Consider the following 19,608-nt stretch of genomic DNA (forward strand, 5'->3'; position numbering starts at 1 on the left):
TCGGTGCATGTCGTACTCGCCGGTGGGGGGACCGCCGGCCACATCGAGCCCGCGCTCGCCCTCGCGGACGCCCTGCGCAGGCAGGACCCCACCGTGGGAATCACGGCCCTGGGCACGGAGCGCGGTCTGGAGACCCGACTCGTACCCGAGCGCGGTTACGAACTCGCGCTGATCCCCGCCGTACCCCTGCCGCGCAAGCCAACCCCCGAGCTGATCACCGTCCCGGGCCGGCTGCGCGGCACGATCAAGGCGGCCGAGCAGATCCTGGAGCGCACCAAGGCGGACGCGGTCGTCGGCTTCGGCGGCTATGTCGCCCTGCCCGGCTACCTCGCCGCCAAGCGCCTGGGAGTGCCGATCATCATCCACGAGGCCAACGCCCGCCCCGGCCTCGCCAACAAGATCGGCTCGCGGTACGCCGCCAAGGTCGCCGTCTCCACCCCGGACAGCAAGCTGCGTGACGCCCGCTACATCGGCATCCCGCTGCGCCGCTCCATCGCCACCCTGGACCGGGCCGCCGTCCGCCCCGAGGCCCGGCACATGTTCGGCCTCGACCCCAACCTGCCCACGCTGCTGGTCTCCGGTGGCTCCCAGGGCGCCCGCCGCCTCAACGAGGTGGTCCAGCAGGTGGCCCCCTACCTCCAGCAGGCCGGGATCCAGATCCTGCACGCGGTCGGCCCGAAGAACGAACTGCCGCACGTACAGCAGATGCCGGGAATGCCCCCCTACATCCCGGTAGGTTACGTTGACCGGATGGACCTCGCGTACGCCGCGGCCGACATGATGCTCTGCCGCGCGGGCGCGATGACCGTCGCCGAACTCTCCGCCGTCGGACTCCCGGCCGCCTATGTCCCGCTGCCCATCGGCAACGGCGAACAGCGGCTGAACGCCCAGCCGGTGGTCAAGGCCGGCGGCGGACTGCTGGTCGACGACGCGGAACTCACCCCCCAGTGGGTGCAGCAGAATGTCCTGCCCGTGCTCGCCGACCCGCACCGGCTGTACGAGATGTCCCGCGCCGCCAGCGAGTTCGGCCGCCGGGATGCCGACGAACTGCTCGTCGGGATGGTGTACGAGGCGATCGCCTCGCGTCGTGCACATCACTAGGACCTCATGACGGAGGGCAGGGAGCGTGGCCGGACCGACGACCGCCGAACGCGGTGAAAGCCAGCAGGAGTCGGCCGGCCCGCCTCCCGTACGGAGCCTGCGGCGACGGAGGCTTCGTATGATCGTCATTCTGGCTGTGGCCCTGATGCTCGTCGGGGTCGGGTCGGTCTGGCTGCTCTACGGCTCGAAATGGCTGCGCGTGGAGCGCGTATCGATCGCCGGGACACGGGTTCTGACGCCGTCTCAGGTACGTGAGGCCGCCGACGTACCGGTCGGGGCGCCACTGATTTCCGTCGACACCGATGCGATTGAGGCACGACTCAGCCGAAAATTGCCCCGAATTGACTCGGTTGACGTGACCCGCTCGTGGCCCCATGGAATCGGCCTGAAAGTGATTGAGCGCGTTCCGGTTCTGATTGTCGAAAAGGGCGGAAAGTTCGTCGAAGTGGACGATGAAGGTGTCCGGTTCGCCACGGTTTCCGAGGCGCCGAAAGGCATCCCCACACTCGAATTGACCCCGGCCCGCAAGGGCTCCAGCGCCGCGAGCCTGCGCCGCTTCGGCGAGGCCCGACTGGTGCGCGAGGCCGTACACGCCGCCGGTGCCATTCCGGCCGCCGTCGCCCGTGACACCCGGACCGTCAAGGTGAGTTCGTACGACCGGATCTCACTGGAGTTGGGCGACGGCCGGACCGTCGACTGGGGGAGTGCGGAGAACGGAGCCGCGAAGGCACGCACTCTCACCGCTCTCATGAAAGCATCGCCGGATGCGCGGCACTTCGATGTCAGCGTTCCCACCGCCCCTGCGTCATCGGGGAGTTGACGCACATCCGCGCAGGCCAGCACCCTGGTTGGGCAGTGCTACGCCTGATCACATAGGGTGAAAAGAAAAACGGGAGGTTCGGCGTGTTCGTTGAACGTGCGCCACTTGTCGACTTAGTGTCCTGTTCAGAAGAGTCCAGGGAACAGACACACTGGTAACCCTAAACTTCAGCGTTAGGGTTCGGGTCGGCGTTCGGACCGTCCCAATCGGCATCAGTCGTCGGATCGCGGCGCACCCGCGAGAAGGCGACACGTAACTCGAGGCGAGAGGCCTTCGACGTGGCAGCACCGCAGAACTACCTCGCAGTCATCAAAGTCATCGGTGTCGGCGGCGGTGGTGTCAATGCCATCAACCGGATGATCGAGGTCGGTCTCAAGGGTGTCGAGTTCATCGCCATCAACACCGACGCCCAGGCCTTGTTGATGAGCGACGCCGACGTCAAGCTCGACGTCGGCCGCGAACTCACCCGCGGACTAGGCGCCGGAGCCAACCCGGCCGTCGGCCGAAAGGCCGCCGAGGATCACCGCGAGGAGATCGAAGAGGTCCTCAAGGGGGCCGACATGGTCTTCGTGACGGCCGGTGAAGGCGGCGGCACCGGCACCGGCGGCGCGCCCGTCGTGGCCAACATCGCCCGGACACTCGGCGCCCTCACCATCGGCGTGGTCACGCGCCCGTTCACCTTCGAGGGACGGCGTCGCGCCAATCAGGCCGAGGACGGCATCGCCGAACTCCGCGAAGAGGTCGACACCCTCATCGTCATCCCGAACGACCGGCTGCTGTCCATCTCGGACCGCCAGGTCTCGGTCCTCGACGCCTTCAAGTCGGCCGACCAGGTCCTGCTCTCCGGTGTTCAGGGCATCACCGACCTCATCACCACGCCCGGTCTGATCAACCTCGACTTCGCCGACGTCAAGTCGGTCATGTCCGAGGCCGGTTCGGCCCTGATGGGCATCGGCTCGGCCCGCGGCGACGACCGCGCGGTGGCCGCCGCCGAAATGGCGATCTCCTCGCCGCTGCTGGAGGCGTCCATCGACGGCGCTCGCGGCGTCCTGCTCTCCATCTCCGGCGGCTCCGACCTCGGCCTGTTCGAGATCAACGAGGCCGCCCAGCTGGTCAGTGAGGCCGCCCACCCCGAGGCCAACATCATCTTCGGCGCGGTCATCGACGACGCCCTCGGCGACGAGGTACGGGTCACCGTGATCGCGGCCGGCTTCGACGGGGGCCAGCCGCCGTCGAAGCGGGACAACATCCTCGGCTCGTCCTCGGTCAAGCGCGAGGAGCCGACTCCGGTACGGCAGACCGAGAGCCGTCCGTCCTTCGGCTCGCTCGGCAGCGTCAAGCCGAAGGAGGAGCCGGAGCCCGCTCCGGAGCCGGTGAACGACATCCCGGTCGCCCCGCCGGTCCCGCCGTCCCGGTCCTACTCGGACAGCGCTGCCGAGGAGCTGGATGTGCCGGACTTCCTGAAGTGATAGGACAGCGCGAACACGCGAGCGGCGCGCACTTCGCCTTCACCGACCGGTGGGGCGGGGTGAGCGCCGCTCCGTATGAGGAGCTCAACCTCGGCGGCGCGGTCGGCGACGACTCCGACGCCGTACGGACCAATCGCGAACTGGCCGCCAAGTCACTGGGTATCGACCCGGCCGACGTGGTCTGGATGAACCAGGTGCACGGCAACGACGTCGCGGTGGTGGACGGGCCCTGGGGAGACCGGCCCGCCGCGCAGGTCGATGCGATCGTGACCGTGCGGCGCGGACTCGCCCTGGCCGTCCTCACCGCCGACTGCACGCCCGTGCTCCTCGCCGACCCTGTCGCCGGGGTCGTCGCCGCAGCTCACGCGGGTCGGCCCGGCATGATCGCCGGAGTCGTCCCGGCCGCGCTACGCGCGATGACCGACCTGGGTGCCGAGCCGTCCAGGATCGTCGCCCGCACCGGACCCACCGTCTGCGGGCGGTGCTACGAAGTGCCGGAGGCGATGCGCGCCGAGGTGGCCGCCGTCGAGCCGACGGCGTACGCCGAGACGAGTTGGGGCACGCCCGCGGTCGATGTGAGCGCCGGTGTGCACGCGCAACTCGACCGGCTCGGGGTGCGTGACCGGGAGCAGTCGCCGGTGTGCACGCTGGAATCGGGCGACCACTTCTCGTACCGCCGCGACCGCACCACCGGTCGGCTCGCGGGCTATGTCTGGCTGGACTGATGGGGCATGACGGACCGTAAGGATGAACTCGCCGTAAACCTGGCGAAGGTGGAGGAGCGCATCGCCGCCGCATGTGTGGCCACCGGGCGGAAGCGCGAAGAGGTGACCTTGATCGTGGTCACCAAGACATACCCGGCGAGCGATGTGCGAATCCTGTCGGATCTCGGTGTGCGTGACGTCGCCGAGAACCGCGACCAGGACGCGGCGCCCAAGGCCGCCGAATGCTCGGATCTGCCCCTTGCCTGGCATTTTGTCGGCCAGTTGCAGACCAACAAGGTGCGCTCGGTGGTCGGTTACGCGGATGTCGTGCAGTCCGTCGATCGTTCCAAGCTGGTGACGGCACTCTCGCGGGAGGCCGTGCGGGCCGGGCGCGAGGTGGGCTGTCTGATCCAGGTCGCGCTCGACGCGGGCGCGAGCGGGAGAGGGGAGCGGGGCGGCGTGGCACCGGGCGGAATCATGGAGTTGGCGGATCTGGTGGCCGGATCCGAGGGGCTGCGGCTCGACGGTCTGATGACCGTCGCGCCGCTCACCGGCGAGTACGCCGGGCGCGAACTGGCGGCGTTCGAGCGCATGATGGATTTGTCGACTGACCTGCGCCGGACACATCCGGCTGCGAACATGGTCTCGGCAGGAATGAGCGCGGACCTCGAACAGGCCGTGGCAGCCGGAGCGACACATGTGCGCGTCGGCACCGCGGTACTCGGAGTCCGCCCTAGGCTCGGGTAACGTCGCCAAGAGTCGGACCACAGCAGAAAATATGGTCATTACCGCTGAACAGCGGGCGTAACGACCTCGTGGATCCCTGGCACTTGGCAGTCGTCAGCCGATCCACCACAGAGCGGAGGACTCAGAGCATGGCCGGCGCGATGCGCAAGATGGCGGTCTACCTCGGCCTCGTGGAGGACGATGGGTACGACGGCCGCGGTTTCGACCCCGACGACGACTTCGAACCCGAGCTGGATCCGGAGCCCGAGCGGGACCACCGGCGACATGAATTGTCGCACCAGTCCCACGGATCACATCAGTCTCAAAGGGATGAATCGGTACGAGTGGTGCAGCCTCCGGCGCCACGCGATCCGGTGCCCCACGCTGCCGCACTGCCCGCGGAATCGGGGCGTCCGGCGCGCATCGCGCCCGTGGCGTCCATCACACAAGAACGTCAGAGCCTGGAGAAGAACGCACCGGTGATCATGCCCAAGGTCGTGTCGGAACGAGAGCCTTACCGGATCACCACACTCCACCCGCGGACCTACAACGAGGCCCGTACCATCGGGGAACACTTCCGTGAGGGCACCCCGGTGATCATGAATCTGACTGAGATGGATGACACAGACGCCAAGCGACTTGTCGACTTTGCGGCCGGTTTGGTGTTTGGTCTTCACGGCAGCATCGAGCGGGTGACGCAGAAGGTGTTTCTGTTGTCGCCTGCTAACGTCGATGTCACGGCGGAGGACAAGGCCCGTATCGCAGAGGGCGGGTTCTTCAACCAGAGCTGAGACGCACCACCGGAAACAGCAGTACCGAACAGCATGGATCAGGGGAGAGGGAAGCAAGGGTCATGAGCGTGGTCCTGGATGTCGTCTACATCGCGCTGATGTGCTTCCTCATCGTGCTGATCTTCCGGTTGGTCATGGACTACGTCTTCCAGTTCGCCCGCTCATGGCAACCCGGCAAGGCGATGGTGGTCGTTCTGGAGGCCACCTACACTGTCACTGATCCACCGCTCAAGCTTCTGCGGCGGTTCATTCCGCCGCTGCGTCTCGGGGGCGTGGCGCTCGACCTGTCCTTCTTCGTACTGATGATCATCGTCTACATCCTGATCTCGATCGTGAGCCGGCTGTGATGAGCGATGTGACCTACCGTCTTGCCGAATGCCGACGACTACGTTGAGGTGAAGAGATGCCGTTGACCCCCGAGGACGTGCGGAACAAGCAGTTCACGACCGTCCGCCTCCGAGAAGGCTATGACGAGGACGAGGTCGATGCCTTCCTCGATGAGGTCGAAGCCGAACTGACCCGCCTGCTCCGCGAGAACGAGGACCTGCGCGCCAAGCTGGCCGCGGCGACGCGTGCTGCTGCCCAGAACCAGCAGAACATGCGCAAGCCCCCGGAGGGTCCCGGTCCGCAGGACCAGCAGCAGGGTGGAATGCCGCAGGGCGGTATGCCGCAGCAGGGCATGCGAGGGCCGGGTGCCCCCGTGCCCGCCGGCATATCGGGCCCGCCGCAGCAGCAGATGGGTGGCCCCATGGGTGGTCCGCCCCAGCTGCCGAGCGGTGCACCGCAGCTGCCCGCCGGTCCCGGCGGTCAGGGTGGCCCGCAGGGTCCCGGTCCGATGGGCCAGGGTCCGATGGGTCAGGGCCCCATGGGTGGCCAGCCCCCGATGCAGCAGCAGATGGGTGGCCCGATGGGCGGCCCCATGGGCGGTCCGATGGGCGGCCCCGGTCAGGGCCCTGGTGGCGACAGCGCCGCCCGTGTCCTCTCGCTGGCCCAGCAGACCGCCGACCAGGCGATCGCCGAGGCCCGTTCCGAAGCCAACAAGATCGTCGGCGAGGCGCGTTCACGTGCCGAGGGCCTCGAGCGTGACGCTCGTGCCAAGGCCGACGCCCTTGAGCGGGACGCGCAGGAGAAGCACCGTGTCGCGATGGGCTCCCTGGAGTCCGCCCGCGCCACGCTGGAGCGCAAGGTCGAGGACCTGCGCGGCTTCGAGCGCGAGTACCGCACGCGGCTGAAGTCGTACCTGGAGTCGCAGCTGCGTCAGCTGGAGACCCAGGCCGACGACTCGCTGGCTCCGCCGCGCACGCCGGCCACGGCGTCCCTCCCGCCGTCCCCGGCGCCTTCCATGGCTCCGGCCGGTGCGAGCGCGCCGTCGTACGGCAACCCGGCGATGGGCGGCGGCCCGTCTCCTGCCGGTCCGTCCTACGGCGGTCAGCAGCAGATGTCGCCGGCGATGACCCAGCCGATGGCGCCGGTGCGGCCGCAGGGTCCCGGCCCGATGGGGCAGGCTCCCTCGCCGATGCGGGGGTTCCTCATTGACGAGGACGACAACTGACGGTTCGTAGTACGGCGTAGACGTCGGCAGCGTTCAGGGCGGGGCCCCGGGTTTTTGATCCGGGGCCCCGCCCTTTTGCCGTGCGCGTTCGCGGGAGTCTGAGCTTTTGTTCGGGCCTGGGTGCCGTGTCCGACGTACACAACGCCGAAGGCCCGGGCCCACCAAGATTTCTTGGCGGGCCCGGGCCTCCCAGCGGGGTGCTACGCCTTGCGGAGGCGGAACGTCAGGCTCAGACCCTCGTCCGTGAACGGAGAGCCGTACGTGTCGTCCGCCTCTCCCTGGGCGAAGTCCGTGGACAGGACCTCGTCGGCGATCAACTCCGCGTGCTCCGACAGGGCGGCGATCACTGCGGGATCCGTCGCCTCCCAGCGGAGCGCAATGCGGTCGGCCACGTCGAGGCCGCTGTTCTTGCGGGACTCCTGGATCAGGCGGATCGCGTCACGGGCGAGGCCAGCCTGACGGAGTTCCTCGGTGATCTCCAGGTCCAGGGCGACCGTCGCTCCGGAGTCCGACGCCACGGACCAGCCCTCGCGCGGGGTTTCCGTGATGATCACCTCGTCGGGGGCGAGGGTGACGGTCTCGCCGTCGACCTCCACCGACGCCGTGCCCTCGCGCAGCGCGAGGGACAGCGCCGCCGCGTCCGCGTCGGCGACGGCCTTCGCCACGTCCTGGACGCGCTTGCCGAACCGCTTGCCCAGGGCGCGGAAGTTGGCCTTCGCCGTCGTGTCCACCAGGCTGCCGCCGACTTCGCTCAACGACGCGAGCGAAGAGACGTTCAGCTCCTCCGTGATCTGCGTGTGCAGCTCGCGGTCCAGGGAGTCGAAGCCCGTCGCCGCCACCAGCGCCCGTGACAGTGGCTGACGGGTCTTGACGCCCGACTCCGCGCGCGTGGCACGGCCCAGTTCGACCAGCCGCCGTACGAGCACCATCTGCTGCGACAGCCCCGGGTCGATGGCGGACAGGTCCGCCTCCGGCCAGGACGTCAGGTGCACCGACTCAGGGGCGCCCGGCGTGACCGGCACGACCAGGTCCTGCCAGACCCGCTCCGTGATGAACGGCGTCAGCGGGGCCATCAGCCTCGTGACGGTCTCGACGACCTCGTGCAGCGTGCGCAGCGCGGCCTTGTCGCCCTGCCAGAAGCGGCGACGGGAGCGTCGTACATACCAGTTGGAGAGGTCGTCGACGAACGCCGACAGGAGCTTGCCGGCGCGCTGGGTGTCGTACGACTCCAGGGACTGGGTCACCTGGTCGGTGAGCGCGTGCAGTTCGGACAGCAGCCAGCGGTCCAGGAGCGGGCGGTCGGCCGGGGCCGGGTCGGCCTCGCTCGGGGCCCAGTCGGAGGTGCGGGCGTAGAGGGCCTGGAAGGCGACCGTGTTCCAGTACGTGAGGAGGGTCTTGCGGACGACCTCCTGGATCGTGCCGTGACCCACGCGGCGTGCCGCCCACGGGGAGCCGCCGGCCGCCATGAACCAGCGGACCGCGTCGGCGCCGTGGCGGTCCATCAACGGGATCGGGTCCAGGGTGTTGCCCAGGTGCTTGGACATCTTGCGGCCGTCCTCGGCGAGGATGTGGCCGAGGCAGACCACGTTCTCGTACGACGACTTGTCGAAGACCAGGGTGCCGACGGTCATCATCGTGTAGAACCAGCCGCGGGTCTGGTCGATGGCCTCGCTGATGAACTGCGCCGGGTAGAGGGACTCGAAGAGTTCCTTGTTCTTGTGCGGGTAGCCCCACTGCGCGAACGGCATCGAACCCGAGTCGTACCAGGCGTCGATGACCTCCGGCACGCGCGTGGCCGTCTCCCCGCACTGCGGGCAGGCGAAGGTGACCGCGTCGATGAACGGGCGGTGCGGGTCGAGAGCCGACTGGTCGGTGCCCGTCAGCTCGGTCAGCTCCGCGCGGGAGCTCACGACCGTGAGGTGGTCGTCCGCGCAGCGCCAGATCGGCAGCGGGGTGCCCCAGTAACGGCTGCGGGACAGCGCCCAGTCGATGTTGTTGTTCAGCCAGTCGCCGTACCGGCCGTGCTTGACGGTGTCCGGGAACCAGTTGGTGTTCTCGTTCTCCTGGAGGAGGCGGTCCTTGATGGCCGTGGTGCGGATGTACCAGGACGGCTGCGCGTAGTAGAGGAGCGCGGTGTGGCAGCGCCAGCAGTGCGGGTAGCTGTGCTCGTACGGGATGTGCTTGAAGAGCAGGCCGCGCTGCTGGAGGTCTTCGGTGAGCTGTTCGTCCGCCTTCTTGAAGAAGACGCCGCCGACGAGCGGGACGTCCTCCTCGAAGGTGCCGTCCGGGCGGACCGGGTTCACGACGGGCAGGCCGTACGCCCGGCAGACCTTGAGGTCGTCCTCACCGAAGGCGGGGGACTGGTGGACCAGACCGGTGCCGTCCTCGGTCGTGACGTACTCGGCGTTGACCACGTAGTGGGCGGGCTCGGGGAACTCGACCAGCTCGAAGGGGCGTTGGTACGTCCAGCGCTCCATCTCGGCGCCGGTGAAGGTCTGCCCGGTGGTCTCCCAGCCCTCGCCGAGCGCCTTGGCGACGAGCGGCTCGGCCACGACGAGCTTCTCCTCGCCGTCGGTCGCGACGACGTAGGTGACCTCGGGGTGGGCGGCGACGGCCGTGTTGGAGACCAGGGTCCAGGGGGTCGTCGTCCAGACGAGGAGCGCGGCCTCGCCGGCGAGCGGACCGGAGGTGAGGGGGAAACGGACGAACACGGACGGGTCGACGACCGTCTCGTAGCCCTGCGCCAGCTCGTGGTCGGACAGGCCGGTGCCGCAGCGCGGACACCAGGGGGCGACACGGTGGTCCTGGACCAGCAGGCCCTTGTTGAAGATCTCCTTCAGCGACCACCAGACGGACTCGATGTACTCGGGGTCCATCGTGCGGTAGGGGTCATTGAGGTCGGTCCAGTAACCCATGCGGGTCGTGAGCTCTTCGAAGGCGTCCGTGTGGCGGGTCACCGACTCGCGGCACTTGGCGTTGAACGCGGCGATGCCGTACGCCTCGATGTCCTTCTTGCCGGAGAAGCCGAGCTCCTTCTCGACCGCCAGCTCCACCGGCAGGCCGTGGCAGTCCCAGCCCGCCTTGCGGCCCACGTGGTGGCCGCGCATGGTGCGGAAGCGAGGGAAGACGTCCTTGAAGACGCGGGCTTCGATGTGGTGGGCGCCCGGCATGCCGTTCGCGGTGGGCGGGCCCTCGTAGAACACCCACTCGGGGCGGCCCTCGGACTGCTCCAGGGTCTTGGCGAAGATCTTCTGCTCACGCCAGAAATCGAGCACGGCGTGCTCGAGCGCGGGCAGGTCGACCTGGGCGGGCACCTGGCGGTACGTAGGCGTTGTCATCAGCGAGCTTCCTCCGGCGGACTTTCTGCCTTCCGACCGGAGGGACGAGAGCTACGTCTTTCCTTACGCCGCCTTCGGCGCGCTCCCGCGGTACCACCCTCCTTGGCTCCCCGATGTGCCGTGCACACCAGTGAGCCCCCTCATTGGGGTCGCGATGCCGGGTCTACGGCCCCTCACGGGGCTTCTTCCGGCGGCTCCGGGGTGATCTTCACGTCGCGCTCGCCCCCGGGCTCTCACCGTCCCCGGGTCGCTCTGGGCTGCGTACGCCGCTACTCGTCCCCATCCACGCTTTTCGCTCCGCCCAGTGTACGGCGCCGCACGGACAGCGGCCGACCGGATTTCCGGTCGCCCGGGGAGGACTGGCGGCGGGTCCCGGGATGACCCGATTGGTCAGATGCGCGCGATCGGATCCTGGGACGGCGGGCTGGGCGGATTACCCGGCGGCGAGCTGGGCACAACGGATGAAGGCTTCCCGCCCGGCGCTTGCGGGGCGGGCGAATCGGGCGGCGTGCCCCGTTGCCGCGGGACTCAAGTCGATTTATCGTCCCAGCACGATTCGCGAGCAAGATCACAATATGTGAAGGGGCCGCGGCCATGGTGGCGAAGAAGACCGCTGTACAGCAGTCGGCGTCCGGCAAGGCCGCGAGTACCTCTGGTGGTGCGGCCAAGGACGTGAGCGGCAAGAAGAGCGCGCAGGGGGGTCCCGCGGGGAAGGCTGCGAAGGCGGCGAAACCGGTGAAGACGGCGCGGGGGGCTGCCGCCCGAGGGGAGGCGGCGGCTGAGAAGAAGGCAGCTGAGAAGAGGGCAGCGGCTGGCAAGACGGCGGAGGCATCCGAGGCGGCCGTGAAGAAGTCGGCCACCAAGGAGACGGCCGCCAAGAAGACAGCTACCAAGGAGACGGCCGCCAAGAAGACAGCGGCCAGGAAGACCGCCGTCAAAAAGACCGCCGTCAAGAAGAAGACGGCGACATCGAAGGCTGCGGCCGAGAAGGCGACCGCAGAGGAGACGACTGCCAAGAAGGCTGCGGCCAAGGAAGTCGTACCGAAGAAGGCCGCCGCGAAGAGCGATGCCACGGCGGCTGCCACCAAGAGGACGGGCGCGAAGAAGACGGCTGCTCCGAGGAGTGCCGCCGAACAGGGCGGCACCCCGAAGGGCACAGCTGCGAAAAGCACCTCCAAGAAGAGTGCGGCCAGGAAGAGCACGGCCAAGACGGTGGGCGCGGCCGAGGCCGCGAAGCAGACGGGAGCCACGACGGTGGTTGCGAAGAAGACTTCTGTAACGGCCACGGCGGCGAAGACCGCCGTTCCCAAGGCACGGGTTTCCGCGGCGGTGGAGCCGGGCGAGCTCGCGGTGCGCCCGGGTGAGGACCCCTGGACCCCGGAGGAGGTCGCGGAGGCACGCGCCGAGCTGCTGTCCGAGGGGACGCGGCTGCGCACCGAGATCACGTCGTCCGAGGAGTCGCTCGCGGGTCTGATGCGGGACTCCGGGGACGGCGCCGGCGACGACCAGGCGGACACCGGCACCAAGAACATCACGCGCGAGCACGAACTGGCCCTCGCCGCCAACGCCCGCGAGATGCTCATCCAGACCGAGCGCGCCCTGAAGCGGCTCGACGCGGGCACGTACGGCCTGTGCGAGAACTGCGGGAACCCCATCGGCAAGGCCCGCATGCAGGCCTTCCCGCGGGCCACCCTGTGCGTCGAGTGCAAGCAGAAGCAGGAACGCCGGTACTGACCGGCGGCGGCCGAGTCGTCGTACGCCTCCTGCGCACGTCGGTCCCAGGAGGCGTGCCGTACCCTCGTGCTCAGTCAGGCACCTAGGTTGAGGGACTCACGTGGCAGAGGCGGAGCGCATCATCGGTACGCCGGATTCCCCGGAGGGGGCGGGAGCGGAGTCGGAGCATCCGTCCAGCCCGGACGGGCAGGGGAGCACCGGTGAGCGGCCCAGGGGCAAGCGCCGGATCGCCGTTCTGTTCGCCGTCGCCGCGTTCGCGTACGCCCTGGACCTGATCAGCAAGATGATCGTGGTCGCCAAGCTGGAACACCACGAGCCGATCGAGATCATCGGGGACTGGCTGAAGTTCGAGGCGATCCGCAACGCGGGCGCGGCCTTCGGCTTCGGCGAGGCCTTCACGATCATCTTCACCGTGATCGCGGCCGCCGTGATCGTCGTGATCGCCCGCCTCGCCCGCAAGCTCTACAGCCTGCCCTGGGCGATCGCGCTCGGCCTGCTGCTCGGCGGTGCGCTCGGCAACCTCACCGACCGCATCTTCCGCTCGCCGGGCGTCTTCGAGGGCGCGGTCGTCGACTTCATCGCGCCCAAGCACTTCGCGGTCTTCAACCTGGCCGACTCGGCGATCGTGTGCGGCGGCATCCTGATCGTGCTGCTCTCGTTCCGGGGGCTCGACCCGGACGGCACCGTCCACAAGGACTGAGCCGGGCGGCTGCCGTACGGGGCTGTCGGACCCGTCCGGCATACTCGACGGGTGAGCACCGTTCCCGAGATCCGTACCCTGCCCGTGCCCGACGGCCTGGAGGGCGAGCGCGTCGACGCCGCCATCTCCCGCATGTTCGGCTTCTCCCGTACGAAGGCCGCCGAGCTGGCAGCGGCGGGGAAGGTCACGGTCGACGGCTCGGTGGTCGGGAAGTCCGAGCGGGTGCACGGCGGCGCCTGGCTCGAGGTCGAGATGCCGCAGGCGCCCGCCCCGGTGCAGATCGTGGCCGAGCCGGTCGAGGGCATGGAGATCATCCACGACGACGAGGACGTGGTCGTGATCGACAAGCCGGTGGGCGTGGCCGCGCACCCGAGCCCGGGCTGGTCGGGGCCGACCGTCATCGGCGGGCTCGCCGCCGCCGGGTACCGCATCTCCACGTCCGGCGCGGCGGAGCGCCAGGGCATCGTGCACCGCCTCGACGTCGGTACGTCGGGTCTGATGGCGGTCGCCAAGTCCGAGCGTGCGTACACCTCGCTGAAGCGCCAGTTCAAGGAGCGCACGGTCGACAAGCGCTACCACACGCTGGTCCAGGGCCACCCCGACCCGACCAGCGGCACCATCGACGCGCCCATCGGCCGTCACCCCAACCACGACTACAAGTGGGCGGTCACGGCCGACGGCAAGCCCTCCGTGACGCACTACGACCTCATCGAGGCGTTCCGCGCGGCGTCCCTGCTGGACGTGAAGCTGGAGACCGGCCGCACCCACCAGATCCGCGTCCACATGGCCGCTCACCGCCACCCCTGCGTCGGCGATCTGACCTACGGCGCCGACCCGACCCTCGCCAAGCGGCTGCACCTGACCCGCCAGTGGCTGCACGCCGTACGGCTCGGCTTCGAGCACCCCGGGGACGGGCAGTGGGTCGAGTTCGCGAGTGACTACCCGGCCGACCTCCAGAAGGCGCTGGACCAGGTCCGCGAGGAGACATACGGATGAGCTCCGCCGCACCTTCGTACGTGGTCCGGGTCGCCGACGGTCCCGCCGACCGTGAGATCTGCTTCGCCGTGCGCAAGGAGGTCTTCGTCGTCGAGCAGGGCGTGCCCGAGGATCTCGAGTACGACGCCTACGACGCCGTAGCGGTGCATGTGCTGGCCGTTCGGGACGACGGGGTGCCGCTCGGGGCCGGGCGCCTGCTGTGCGGGGAGGCGGCCGCCGCGAAGAACGGCGGTGATCCCTCGGTGGGCTCGCTCGGCAGGCTCGCGGTCACGGAGGCGGCCCGCGGGCTGGGCCTGGGGGCCGCGCTGGTGCGGGCCATCGAGGACGCGGCACGCGCGCGTGGGCTGCGGGCCGTGGATCTGCATGCGCAGACGCACGCGATGGGGTTCTACGAACGGTTGGGGTACACGGCGTACGGGCCGGAGTTCCCGGACGCGGGGATACCGCATCGGGCGATGCGACGGTCTCTGTAGGAGCCGGGGCGGACCGGAAACAGCGAGTGTGCGTGGCACGCTGGGCGTCTGGGTGTACTTGATCGTCTAGACCGCCGGAGTGCTGACCGTGGATCAGTTGGCCCTGCTGTTCGTGATGTTGCTCGGGGCCGTGGTGAGTGTCCCGGTCGGGGATCGGCTGGGGCTGCCGGCTCCGGTGCTGATGACGCTGCTCGGGATCGTGCTCGCGTTGCTGGAGTTCGTGCCCAACGTCAGTGTCGAGCCGGAACTGATCCTGCCGCTGCTGCTTCCGCCGCTGCTGTACGCCGCCGTACGAAGGACGTCGTGGCGGCAGTTCGCGGCCAATGTGAGGCCCATCTTCCTGCTCGCCGTGGCGCTGGTGTTCGTCACCAGCGTGTGCGTGGCCGTCGTCGCCAACGCGATCGTGCCGGGGCTGCCGATCGCCGCCGCTGTCGCGCTGGGTGCGCTGGTCGCGCCGCCCGACCCGGTGGCGGCGACCGCTGTCGCCGGGCAGCTCGGGCTGCCGCGCCGGCTGGTGTCCATCCTGGAGGGCGAGGGGCTGTTCAACGACGTCACGGCGATCGTGCTGTACCACGTGGCGATCGCCGCCGCCGTCAGCGGCACGTTCTCGCCCTGGCGGGCCGGGCTCGATCTGGTGCTGTCGGCGGTCGTCGCGCTCGTCGTCGGGCTCGCGCTCGGCTGGGGTGCGAACAAGCTGATGGATCTGCTCGGGGACGCGACACTTCAGATCGGGCTGACGCTGCTGGTGCCGTACGCCTCGTATGTGCTGGCGGAGGAGTTGCACGGGTCCGGGGTGCTCGCCGTGCTGGTCACCGCGCTGTTCCTCGCCGAGTACGCGACGGATGCCGACGATGTGCTCACGCGGCTGGCCGGGCACACCTTCTGGGACGTCGTCGACACGCTGGTGACCGGTGTCGCCTTCGGTCTGATCGGGCTCGAACTGCACAACGCCATCCGGACGGCGTCCGGGCGGTGGGGCGAGCTGCTCGGGTGGGCCGCGGCGATCGTGGGTGTGGTCGTGGTCGTACGGCTGCTCTGGCTGCTGCCGGCCACCTGGCTCACCAAACGGTTGCATGCGCGGCGGGACTACGACGAGGAAATCCCGGTGAGTTGGCGGGAGACCGTCGTGATGTGGTGGTCGGGGATGCGCGGGGTGGCGTCCGTGGCGCTGGCGCTGGCGATTCCGCTGGAGACGGATTCCGGGGCCCCGTTTCCCGATCGGGACGAGATCGTCTTCATCGCGTTCGGGGTGATCATGGCGACCCTGGTGGTGCAGGGTCTGACGCTGCCGTGGCTGGTGAAACGGCTGGGCGTGCAGGCCGACACCGAGCACGAGAAGCAGTTCGAACGGGCGCTGGCCGTGCGGGCGGCGAAGGCGGCCAAGGGGAGGCTTCGGGAGATCGAGGCGGTGGAGGAGCTTCCGGAGGAGTTGTCCGAGCAGTTGCTGCGGAGGGCCTTTGACATCGGGCTGCGGATCAGTCCCGGGCTGGGGGAGGAGGAGCGGCGCGAGGGGCATGAGCAGCGGGTGCGGCGGATCAAGCGGGTACGACGGATTCAGAGCGAGATGCTGAGCGCGGCACGGCACGAGGTGCTGGCCGCGCGGAGTGAGGCGGGGGCGGATCCCGAGGTGGTGGACCGGGTGCTTCGGCAGTTGGATGTACGGAGTTTGCGGTGACCTATTGAGAGGGGTGCGTCAGCGGCCCGTCGCGCGCGGTGGTTCGTGGGCCCGCCTGGGCGCCGAGCCGTCTCGCGGTACGCGGCCGTTGGACTGGTTCGGTGGCAGTACCGCGTCCGCCGTGTTCACGCGGGGCAGGGCGTACGGGTGGTGCTCGGCCAGCCAGCGGATCATCCGCTCGCGGACCGTGACCCGTACCGTCCAGATGTCGTCCGCGTCCTTGGCCGTCATCAGCGCCCGTACCTCCATGGTGCTCGCGGAGGCGTCCGTGACGTCCAGGCCGTAGTGGCGGCCGTCCCAGGCCGGGCATCCGCGCAGGATGTCGCGCAGTTGCTCGCGCATCGCCTCCACCGGGGCCGAGTGGTCGACCTGCCAGTAGACGATGCCGGTCATCTGGGCGCCGCCGCGCGACCAGTTCTCGAAGGGCTTGGACGTGAAGTACGACACCGGCATGGTGATCCGGCGCTCGTCCCAGGTCCGTACGGTCAGGAACGTCAGCGTGATCTCCTCGACGGTGCCCCACTCGCCGTCCACCACGACGGTGTCGCCGATGCGCACCATGTCGCCGAACGCGATCTGAAGCCCCGCGAACATGTTGCCCAGCGTGGACTGTGCGGCGACACCGGCGACGATGCCGAGGATGCCCGCCGACGCCAGCAGCGAGGCGCCGGCGGCGCGCATCGCCGGGAACGTCAGGAGCATGGCGGCGACGGCCATCACGCCGACGATCGCCGCGACCACCCGTGTGATGAGCGTCACTTGCGTACGGACCCGGCGGACCCGGGCCAGGTCGTGGTGGGCGCGTGCGAAGCGGGAGTACGACGTCTCGACGACCGCCGCGGCGATCCCGACCACCAGCCAGGCGGCCGACCCGATCAGCACCAGCGTCAGGAAGCGCCCGACGCCGACCTCGTGGTCCTCCAGCAGTTTCGCCGCGTCGTACGACCCTCTGAGCATCGCCGCGCACAGCACGAGCTGGTAGGGAACCCGGGCGCGGCGCAGCAGGCCCCACAGCGGCGTCTCGCTGTGCCGTTCGTCCGCTTTGCGCAACAGCAGGTCGGTGGCCCAGCCGATGAGCAGCGGCAGCACGATCGAGCCGCCGATGACGATCAGCGGGCGGAGTATGTTCTCCATGCCTTCGAACGTAACCGGCCGACCGGGGTCGTGAACATGCCGCCCCCCGTGCAGGGGGTCCTGGAGGCGGGGTGCCCCCTCGTGTCCGGTGCCTCGTGTCCGGTGCCGCGCGGCGTTGTCGTACCCGGCTGGCACCATGGCCTCATGAACATCGTGCTCTTTCATTCGACCTTCGGTCTCCGGCCCGCGGTGCGCGAGGCGGCGGACCGGCTGCGCGACGCCGGCCACGAGGTGTGGACGCCGGACCTCTTCGAGGGGCGTACGTTCGAGACGGTCGAGGAGGGCATGGCCCACAAGGACGAGGTCGGCAAGGACGAGCTGCTGAAGCGGGCCGTGCTGGCCGCCGCGCCGTATTCCGAGCGGGGGTTGGTGTACGCCGGGTTCTCGCTCGGCGCCTCCGTGGCGCAGACCCTGGCGCTGGGCGACGAGAAGACACGCGGGCTGCTGCTCCTGCACGGCACGTCGGACCTCGCGCCGAACACCTCGGTGGACGATCTGCCGGTGCAGCTGCATGTCGCCGAGCCGGACCCCTTCGAGACGGACGACTGGCTGAGCGCCTGGTACCTGCAGATGGGCAGAGCGGGGGCCGACGTGGAGATCTACCGATACGCAGGGGCGGGCCATCTGTACACCGACCCCGGCCTGCCGGACTACGACGAGGAGGCCGCCGAGGCCACCTGGCGGGTGGCGCTCGGCTTCCTCGACAGCCTGGACTGAGCGTCCGCTACACCGGGTCGTAGGTGCGCTCGACCTTCTGCGTGCCGCTGCGGGTGCGGTAGGAACGCGCCCAGGACGCGGTCGCGTTCTGCTTCGTCTTGTCGGACAGGGCGTAGTAGTCCATCTGTGCGCGGTCGGCCGTGATGTCCAGGACGCCGAAGCCGTGACGATCGGTGTCGACCCAGTGGACGTGTCGGTTGGCGGCCTTGATGATCGGCGAGGCGATCGCGGAGACCGTGCCCTCGGGGACCTTCACTATGTCGTCGAGGTTGTCGGAGGTGACGGAGGTGACGACGAACTCCGTGGCGGCCGAGGCGGACAGCGGATAGGTCCCGGCGTCCACCGGCACGTCGTTGGCCCACGCCATGTGGATGTCGCCGGTCAGGAACACGGTGTTGCGGATCGCGTTCGACCGCAGATGCGCGATGAGTTCGCGGCGGTCGTCCGTGTAGCCGTCCCACTGGTCGGTGTTGAGGGCGAGGCCCTCCTGCGGCAGGCCCAGCAGCTTGGCGAGCGGCTTGAGCAGGTCCGCGGAGAGCGAGCCGATGGCGAACGGCGAGATCATCACCGAGTTGCCGACCAGCCGCCAGGTGGTGTCGGAGGACTTCAGGCCCGCCTTCAGCCAGTCGAGCTGGGCGCGGCCGGTGAGCGTACGGTCCGGGTCGTCGACGTCGCCGTTGCCGACGGAGACCTGCTGGGAGCGGAAGGAGCGCAGGTCGAGCAGGGAGAGGTCGACGAGCTTGCCGAAGCGGAGGCGACGGTAGGTGGTGCCGGCGATCGCCGGACGGACCGGCATCCACTCGAAGTACGCCTGCTTGGCGGCGGCCTGGCGCGCGGCCCAGGTGCCCTCCGTGCCCTCGGTGTGGTTCTCGGCGCCGCCCGACCAGGAGTCGTTGGCGATCTCGTGGTCGTCCCAGATCGCGATGACGGGTGCCTTCGCGTGCAGGGCCTGTAGGTCCGCGTCCGTCTTGTACGTGCCGTGCCGGATGCGGTAGTCGGCGAGCGTGAGGATCTCGTGGGTGGGCGCGGTCTGCCGTACGACGGTGCCGCGCGTGCCGTACTCGCCGGTGCCGTACTCGTAGATGTAGTCGCCCAGGTGCAGCCAGGCGTCCAGGTCGCCGCGGGCCGCGAGATGGCGGTACGAAGCGAAGTAGCCGGCCTCCCAGTTGGCGCAGGAGACCACACCGAAACGGAGGCCCGCGACGGACGCGTCCGCCGCCGGCGCGGTGCGGGTGCGCGCCGGCGGGGAGTCCGTGCCGCCCGCCGAGAAGCGGAACCAGTAGTCGGTCGCGGGCGCCAGGCCCCGGATGTCCGCCTTGACCGTGTGATCGGTGGCGGCGGTCGCCTTGGTGGAGCCCTTGGCGACGACGTTCGTGAACGCCTTGTCCGTGGCGACGGTCCAGCTCACCTCGGTGTCCGGGCCGAGCCCGGAGCCCGGCGTCGCCTCGGTGGTGGGCGTCACCCGGGTCCACAGCAGGACGCCGTCGGGAAGCGGGTCGCCGGAGGCGACGCCGTGCAGGAACGCGGGGACGTCGGCGGCGGCTCGCGCGGGCAGCGCGGCGGCGAGCGGGCCGGCCAGAACGGCAGTGGCAGCCGCGGCCTTGACGACCGTACGGCGGCGCGGTGCAAGCGGGTTGGCGCTCTGTGAAGTTCTGTATCGACTGGTCACGAGCGATCA

General features: G+C 69.4%; 17 protein-coding genes. 14 read left to right on the forward strand and 3 right to left on the reverse strand.

From position 1 onward, the window contains the following. The first annotated feature begins 3 nt into the window (after positions 1 to 3). The 8 genes from murG to ACIHFB_RS10625 all read left to right on the forward strand — a co-directional run bounded on the left by murG (position 4) and on the right by ACIHFB_RS10625 (position 7,163). Positions 4 to 1,101, forward strand: a complete 1,098-nt coding sequence (gene murG / locus ACIHFB_RS10590; RefSeq protein WP_365277476.1) for an undecaprenyldiphospho-muramoylpentapeptide beta-N-acetylglucosaminyltransferase — start codon at positions 4 to 6, stop codon at positions 1,099 to 1,101. A 25-nt stretch (positions 1,102 to 1,126) separates the two neighbouring features. Further along, positions 1,127 to 1,921: an FtsQ-type POTRA domain-containing protein gene (locus ACIHFB_RS10595; protein ID WP_365277479.1), complete on the forward strand. Its 795-nt coding sequence runs from the start codon at positions 1,127 to 1,129 to the stop codon at positions 1,919 to 1,921. A 278-nt stretch (positions 1,922 to 2,199) separates the two neighbouring features. Next, positions 2,200 to 3,390, forward strand: a complete 1,191-nt coding sequence (ftsZ, locus tag ACIHFB_RS10600; protein WP_365277481.1) for a cell division protein FtsZ — start codon at positions 2,200 to 2,202, stop codon at positions 3,388 to 3,390. Then, complete coding sequence (gene pgeF, locus ACIHFB_RS10605) at positions 3,387 to 4,115, forward strand: peptidoglycan editing factor PgeF (RefSeq protein ID WP_365277484.1); 729 nt, start codon at positions 3,387 to 3,389, stop codon at positions 4,113 to 4,115. The genes ftsZ and pgeF overlap by 4 nt, the downstream gene beginning before the upstream one ends. A 6-nt stretch (positions 4,116 to 4,121) precedes the next feature. After that, a complete protein-coding gene (locus ACIHFB_RS10610; RefSeq protein ID WP_400126365.1) occupies positions 4,122 to 4,841 on the forward strand; it encodes a YggS family pyridoxal phosphate-dependent enzyme in 720 nt (239 codons plus the stop codon). Positions 4,842 to 4,969: 128 nt separating this feature from the next. Beyond that, positions 4,970 to 5,611: a cell division protein SepF gene (locus ACIHFB_RS10615; protein WP_400126367.1), complete on the forward strand. Its 642-nt coding sequence runs from the start codon at positions 4,970 to 4,972 to the stop codon at positions 5,609 to 5,611. Positions 5,612 to 5,673: 62 nt separating this feature from the next. Continuing rightward, positions 5,674 to 5,958: a YggT family protein gene (locus ACIHFB_RS10620; RefSeq protein WP_007448661.1), complete on the forward strand. Its 285-nt coding sequence runs from the start codon at positions 5,674 to 5,676 to the stop codon at positions 5,956 to 5,958. A 56-nt stretch (positions 5,959 to 6,014) separates the two neighbouring features. Next, positions 6,015 to 7,163, forward strand: coding sequence for a DivIVA domain-containing protein (locus ACIHFB_RS10625; RefSeq protein ID WP_365277494.1), 1,149 nt, complete (start codon positions 6,015 to 6,017; stop codon positions 7,161 to 7,163). 200 nt (positions 7,164 to 7,363) lie between these two features. Here the strand turns inward: ACIHFB_RS10625 and ileS are convergent, their stop codons facing one another. Next, positions 7,364 to 10,501 carry an isoleucine--tRNA ligase gene (ileS, locus tag ACIHFB_RS10630; protein ID WP_400126369.1) on the reverse strand — a complete coding sequence of 1,046 codons (3,138 nt, stop codon included), beginning with the start codon at positions 10,499 to 10,501 and terminating at the stop codon, positions 7,364 to 7,366. A 594-nt stretch (positions 10,502 to 11,095) separates the two neighbouring features. On the opposite strand from ileS, the gene ACIHFB_RS10635 reads away from it, so the two are divergent. From ACIHFB_RS10635 to ACIHFB_RS10655, 5 genes are all read left to right on the forward strand, one after another. After that, positions 11,096 to 12,235, forward strand: coding sequence for a TraR/DksA C4-type zinc finger protein (locus ACIHFB_RS10635; protein WP_400126370.1), 1,140 nt, complete (start codon positions 11,096 to 11,098; stop codon positions 12,233 to 12,235). Positions 12,236 to 12,335: 100 nt separating this feature from the next. Beyond that, entirely contained in the window at positions 12,336 to 12,935 is a 600-nt protein-coding gene (gene lspA, locus ACIHFB_RS10640) for a signal peptidase II (protein WP_365277502.1), read from the forward strand. A gap of 51 nt (positions 12,936 to 12,986) precedes the next feature. Beyond that, positions 12,987 to 13,931 (forward strand): RluA family pseudouridine synthase, encoded by a 945-nt coding sequence (locus tag ACIHFB_RS10645; protein ID WP_365277505.1) that lies wholly within the window; start codon positions 12,987 to 12,989, stop codon positions 13,929 to 13,931. Beyond that, complete coding sequence (locus tag ACIHFB_RS10650) at positions 13,928 to 14,404, forward strand: GNAT family N-acetyltransferase (protein ID WP_400126373.1); 477 nt, start codon at positions 13,928 to 13,930, stop codon at positions 14,402 to 14,404. The genes ACIHFB_RS10645 and ACIHFB_RS10650 overlap by 4 nt, the downstream gene beginning before the upstream one ends. A gap of 88 nt (positions 14,405 to 14,492) precedes the next feature. Next, the gene (locus ACIHFB_RS10655; protein WP_365278267.1) at positions 14,493 to 16,079 is read left to right on the forward strand and encodes a Na+/H+ antiporter; all 1,587 of its coding nucleotides are present in this window, start codon (positions 14,493 to 14,495) and stop codon (positions 16,077 to 16,079) included. Positions 16,080 to 16,097: 18 nt separating this feature from the next. Here ACIHFB_RS10655 and ACIHFB_RS10660 read toward each other — a convergent pair whose 3' ends face one another. Next, on the reverse strand, positions 16,098 to 17,213 hold the full coding sequence (locus tag ACIHFB_RS10660) for a mechanosensitive ion channel domain-containing protein (RefSeq protein WP_365277511.1): 1,116 nt from the start codon (positions 17,211 to 17,213) through the stop codon (positions 16,098 to 16,100). Between the two features lie 144 nt (positions 17,214 to 17,357). On the opposite strand from ACIHFB_RS10660, the gene ACIHFB_RS10665 reads away from it, so the two are divergent. After that, positions 17,358 to 17,930, forward strand: coding sequence for a dienelactone hydrolase family protein (locus ACIHFB_RS10665; protein ID WP_400126375.1), 573 nt, complete (start codon positions 17,358 to 17,360; stop codon positions 17,928 to 17,930). 7 nt (positions 17,931 to 17,937) lie between these two features. Here the strand turns inward: ACIHFB_RS10665 and ACIHFB_RS10670 are convergent, their stop codons facing one another. Further along, entirely contained in the window at positions 17,938 to 19,599 is a 1,662-nt protein-coding gene (locus ACIHFB_RS10670) for an alkaline phosphatase D family protein (protein ID WP_400126377.1), read from the reverse strand. Positions 19,600 to 19,608 lie beyond the last annotated feature (9 nt).

The organism is Streptomyces sp. NPDC051963, from assembly GCF_044593495.1.
Classification (GTDB): domain Bacteria; phylum Actinomycetota; class Actinomycetes; order Streptomycetales; family Streptomycetaceae; genus Streptomyces.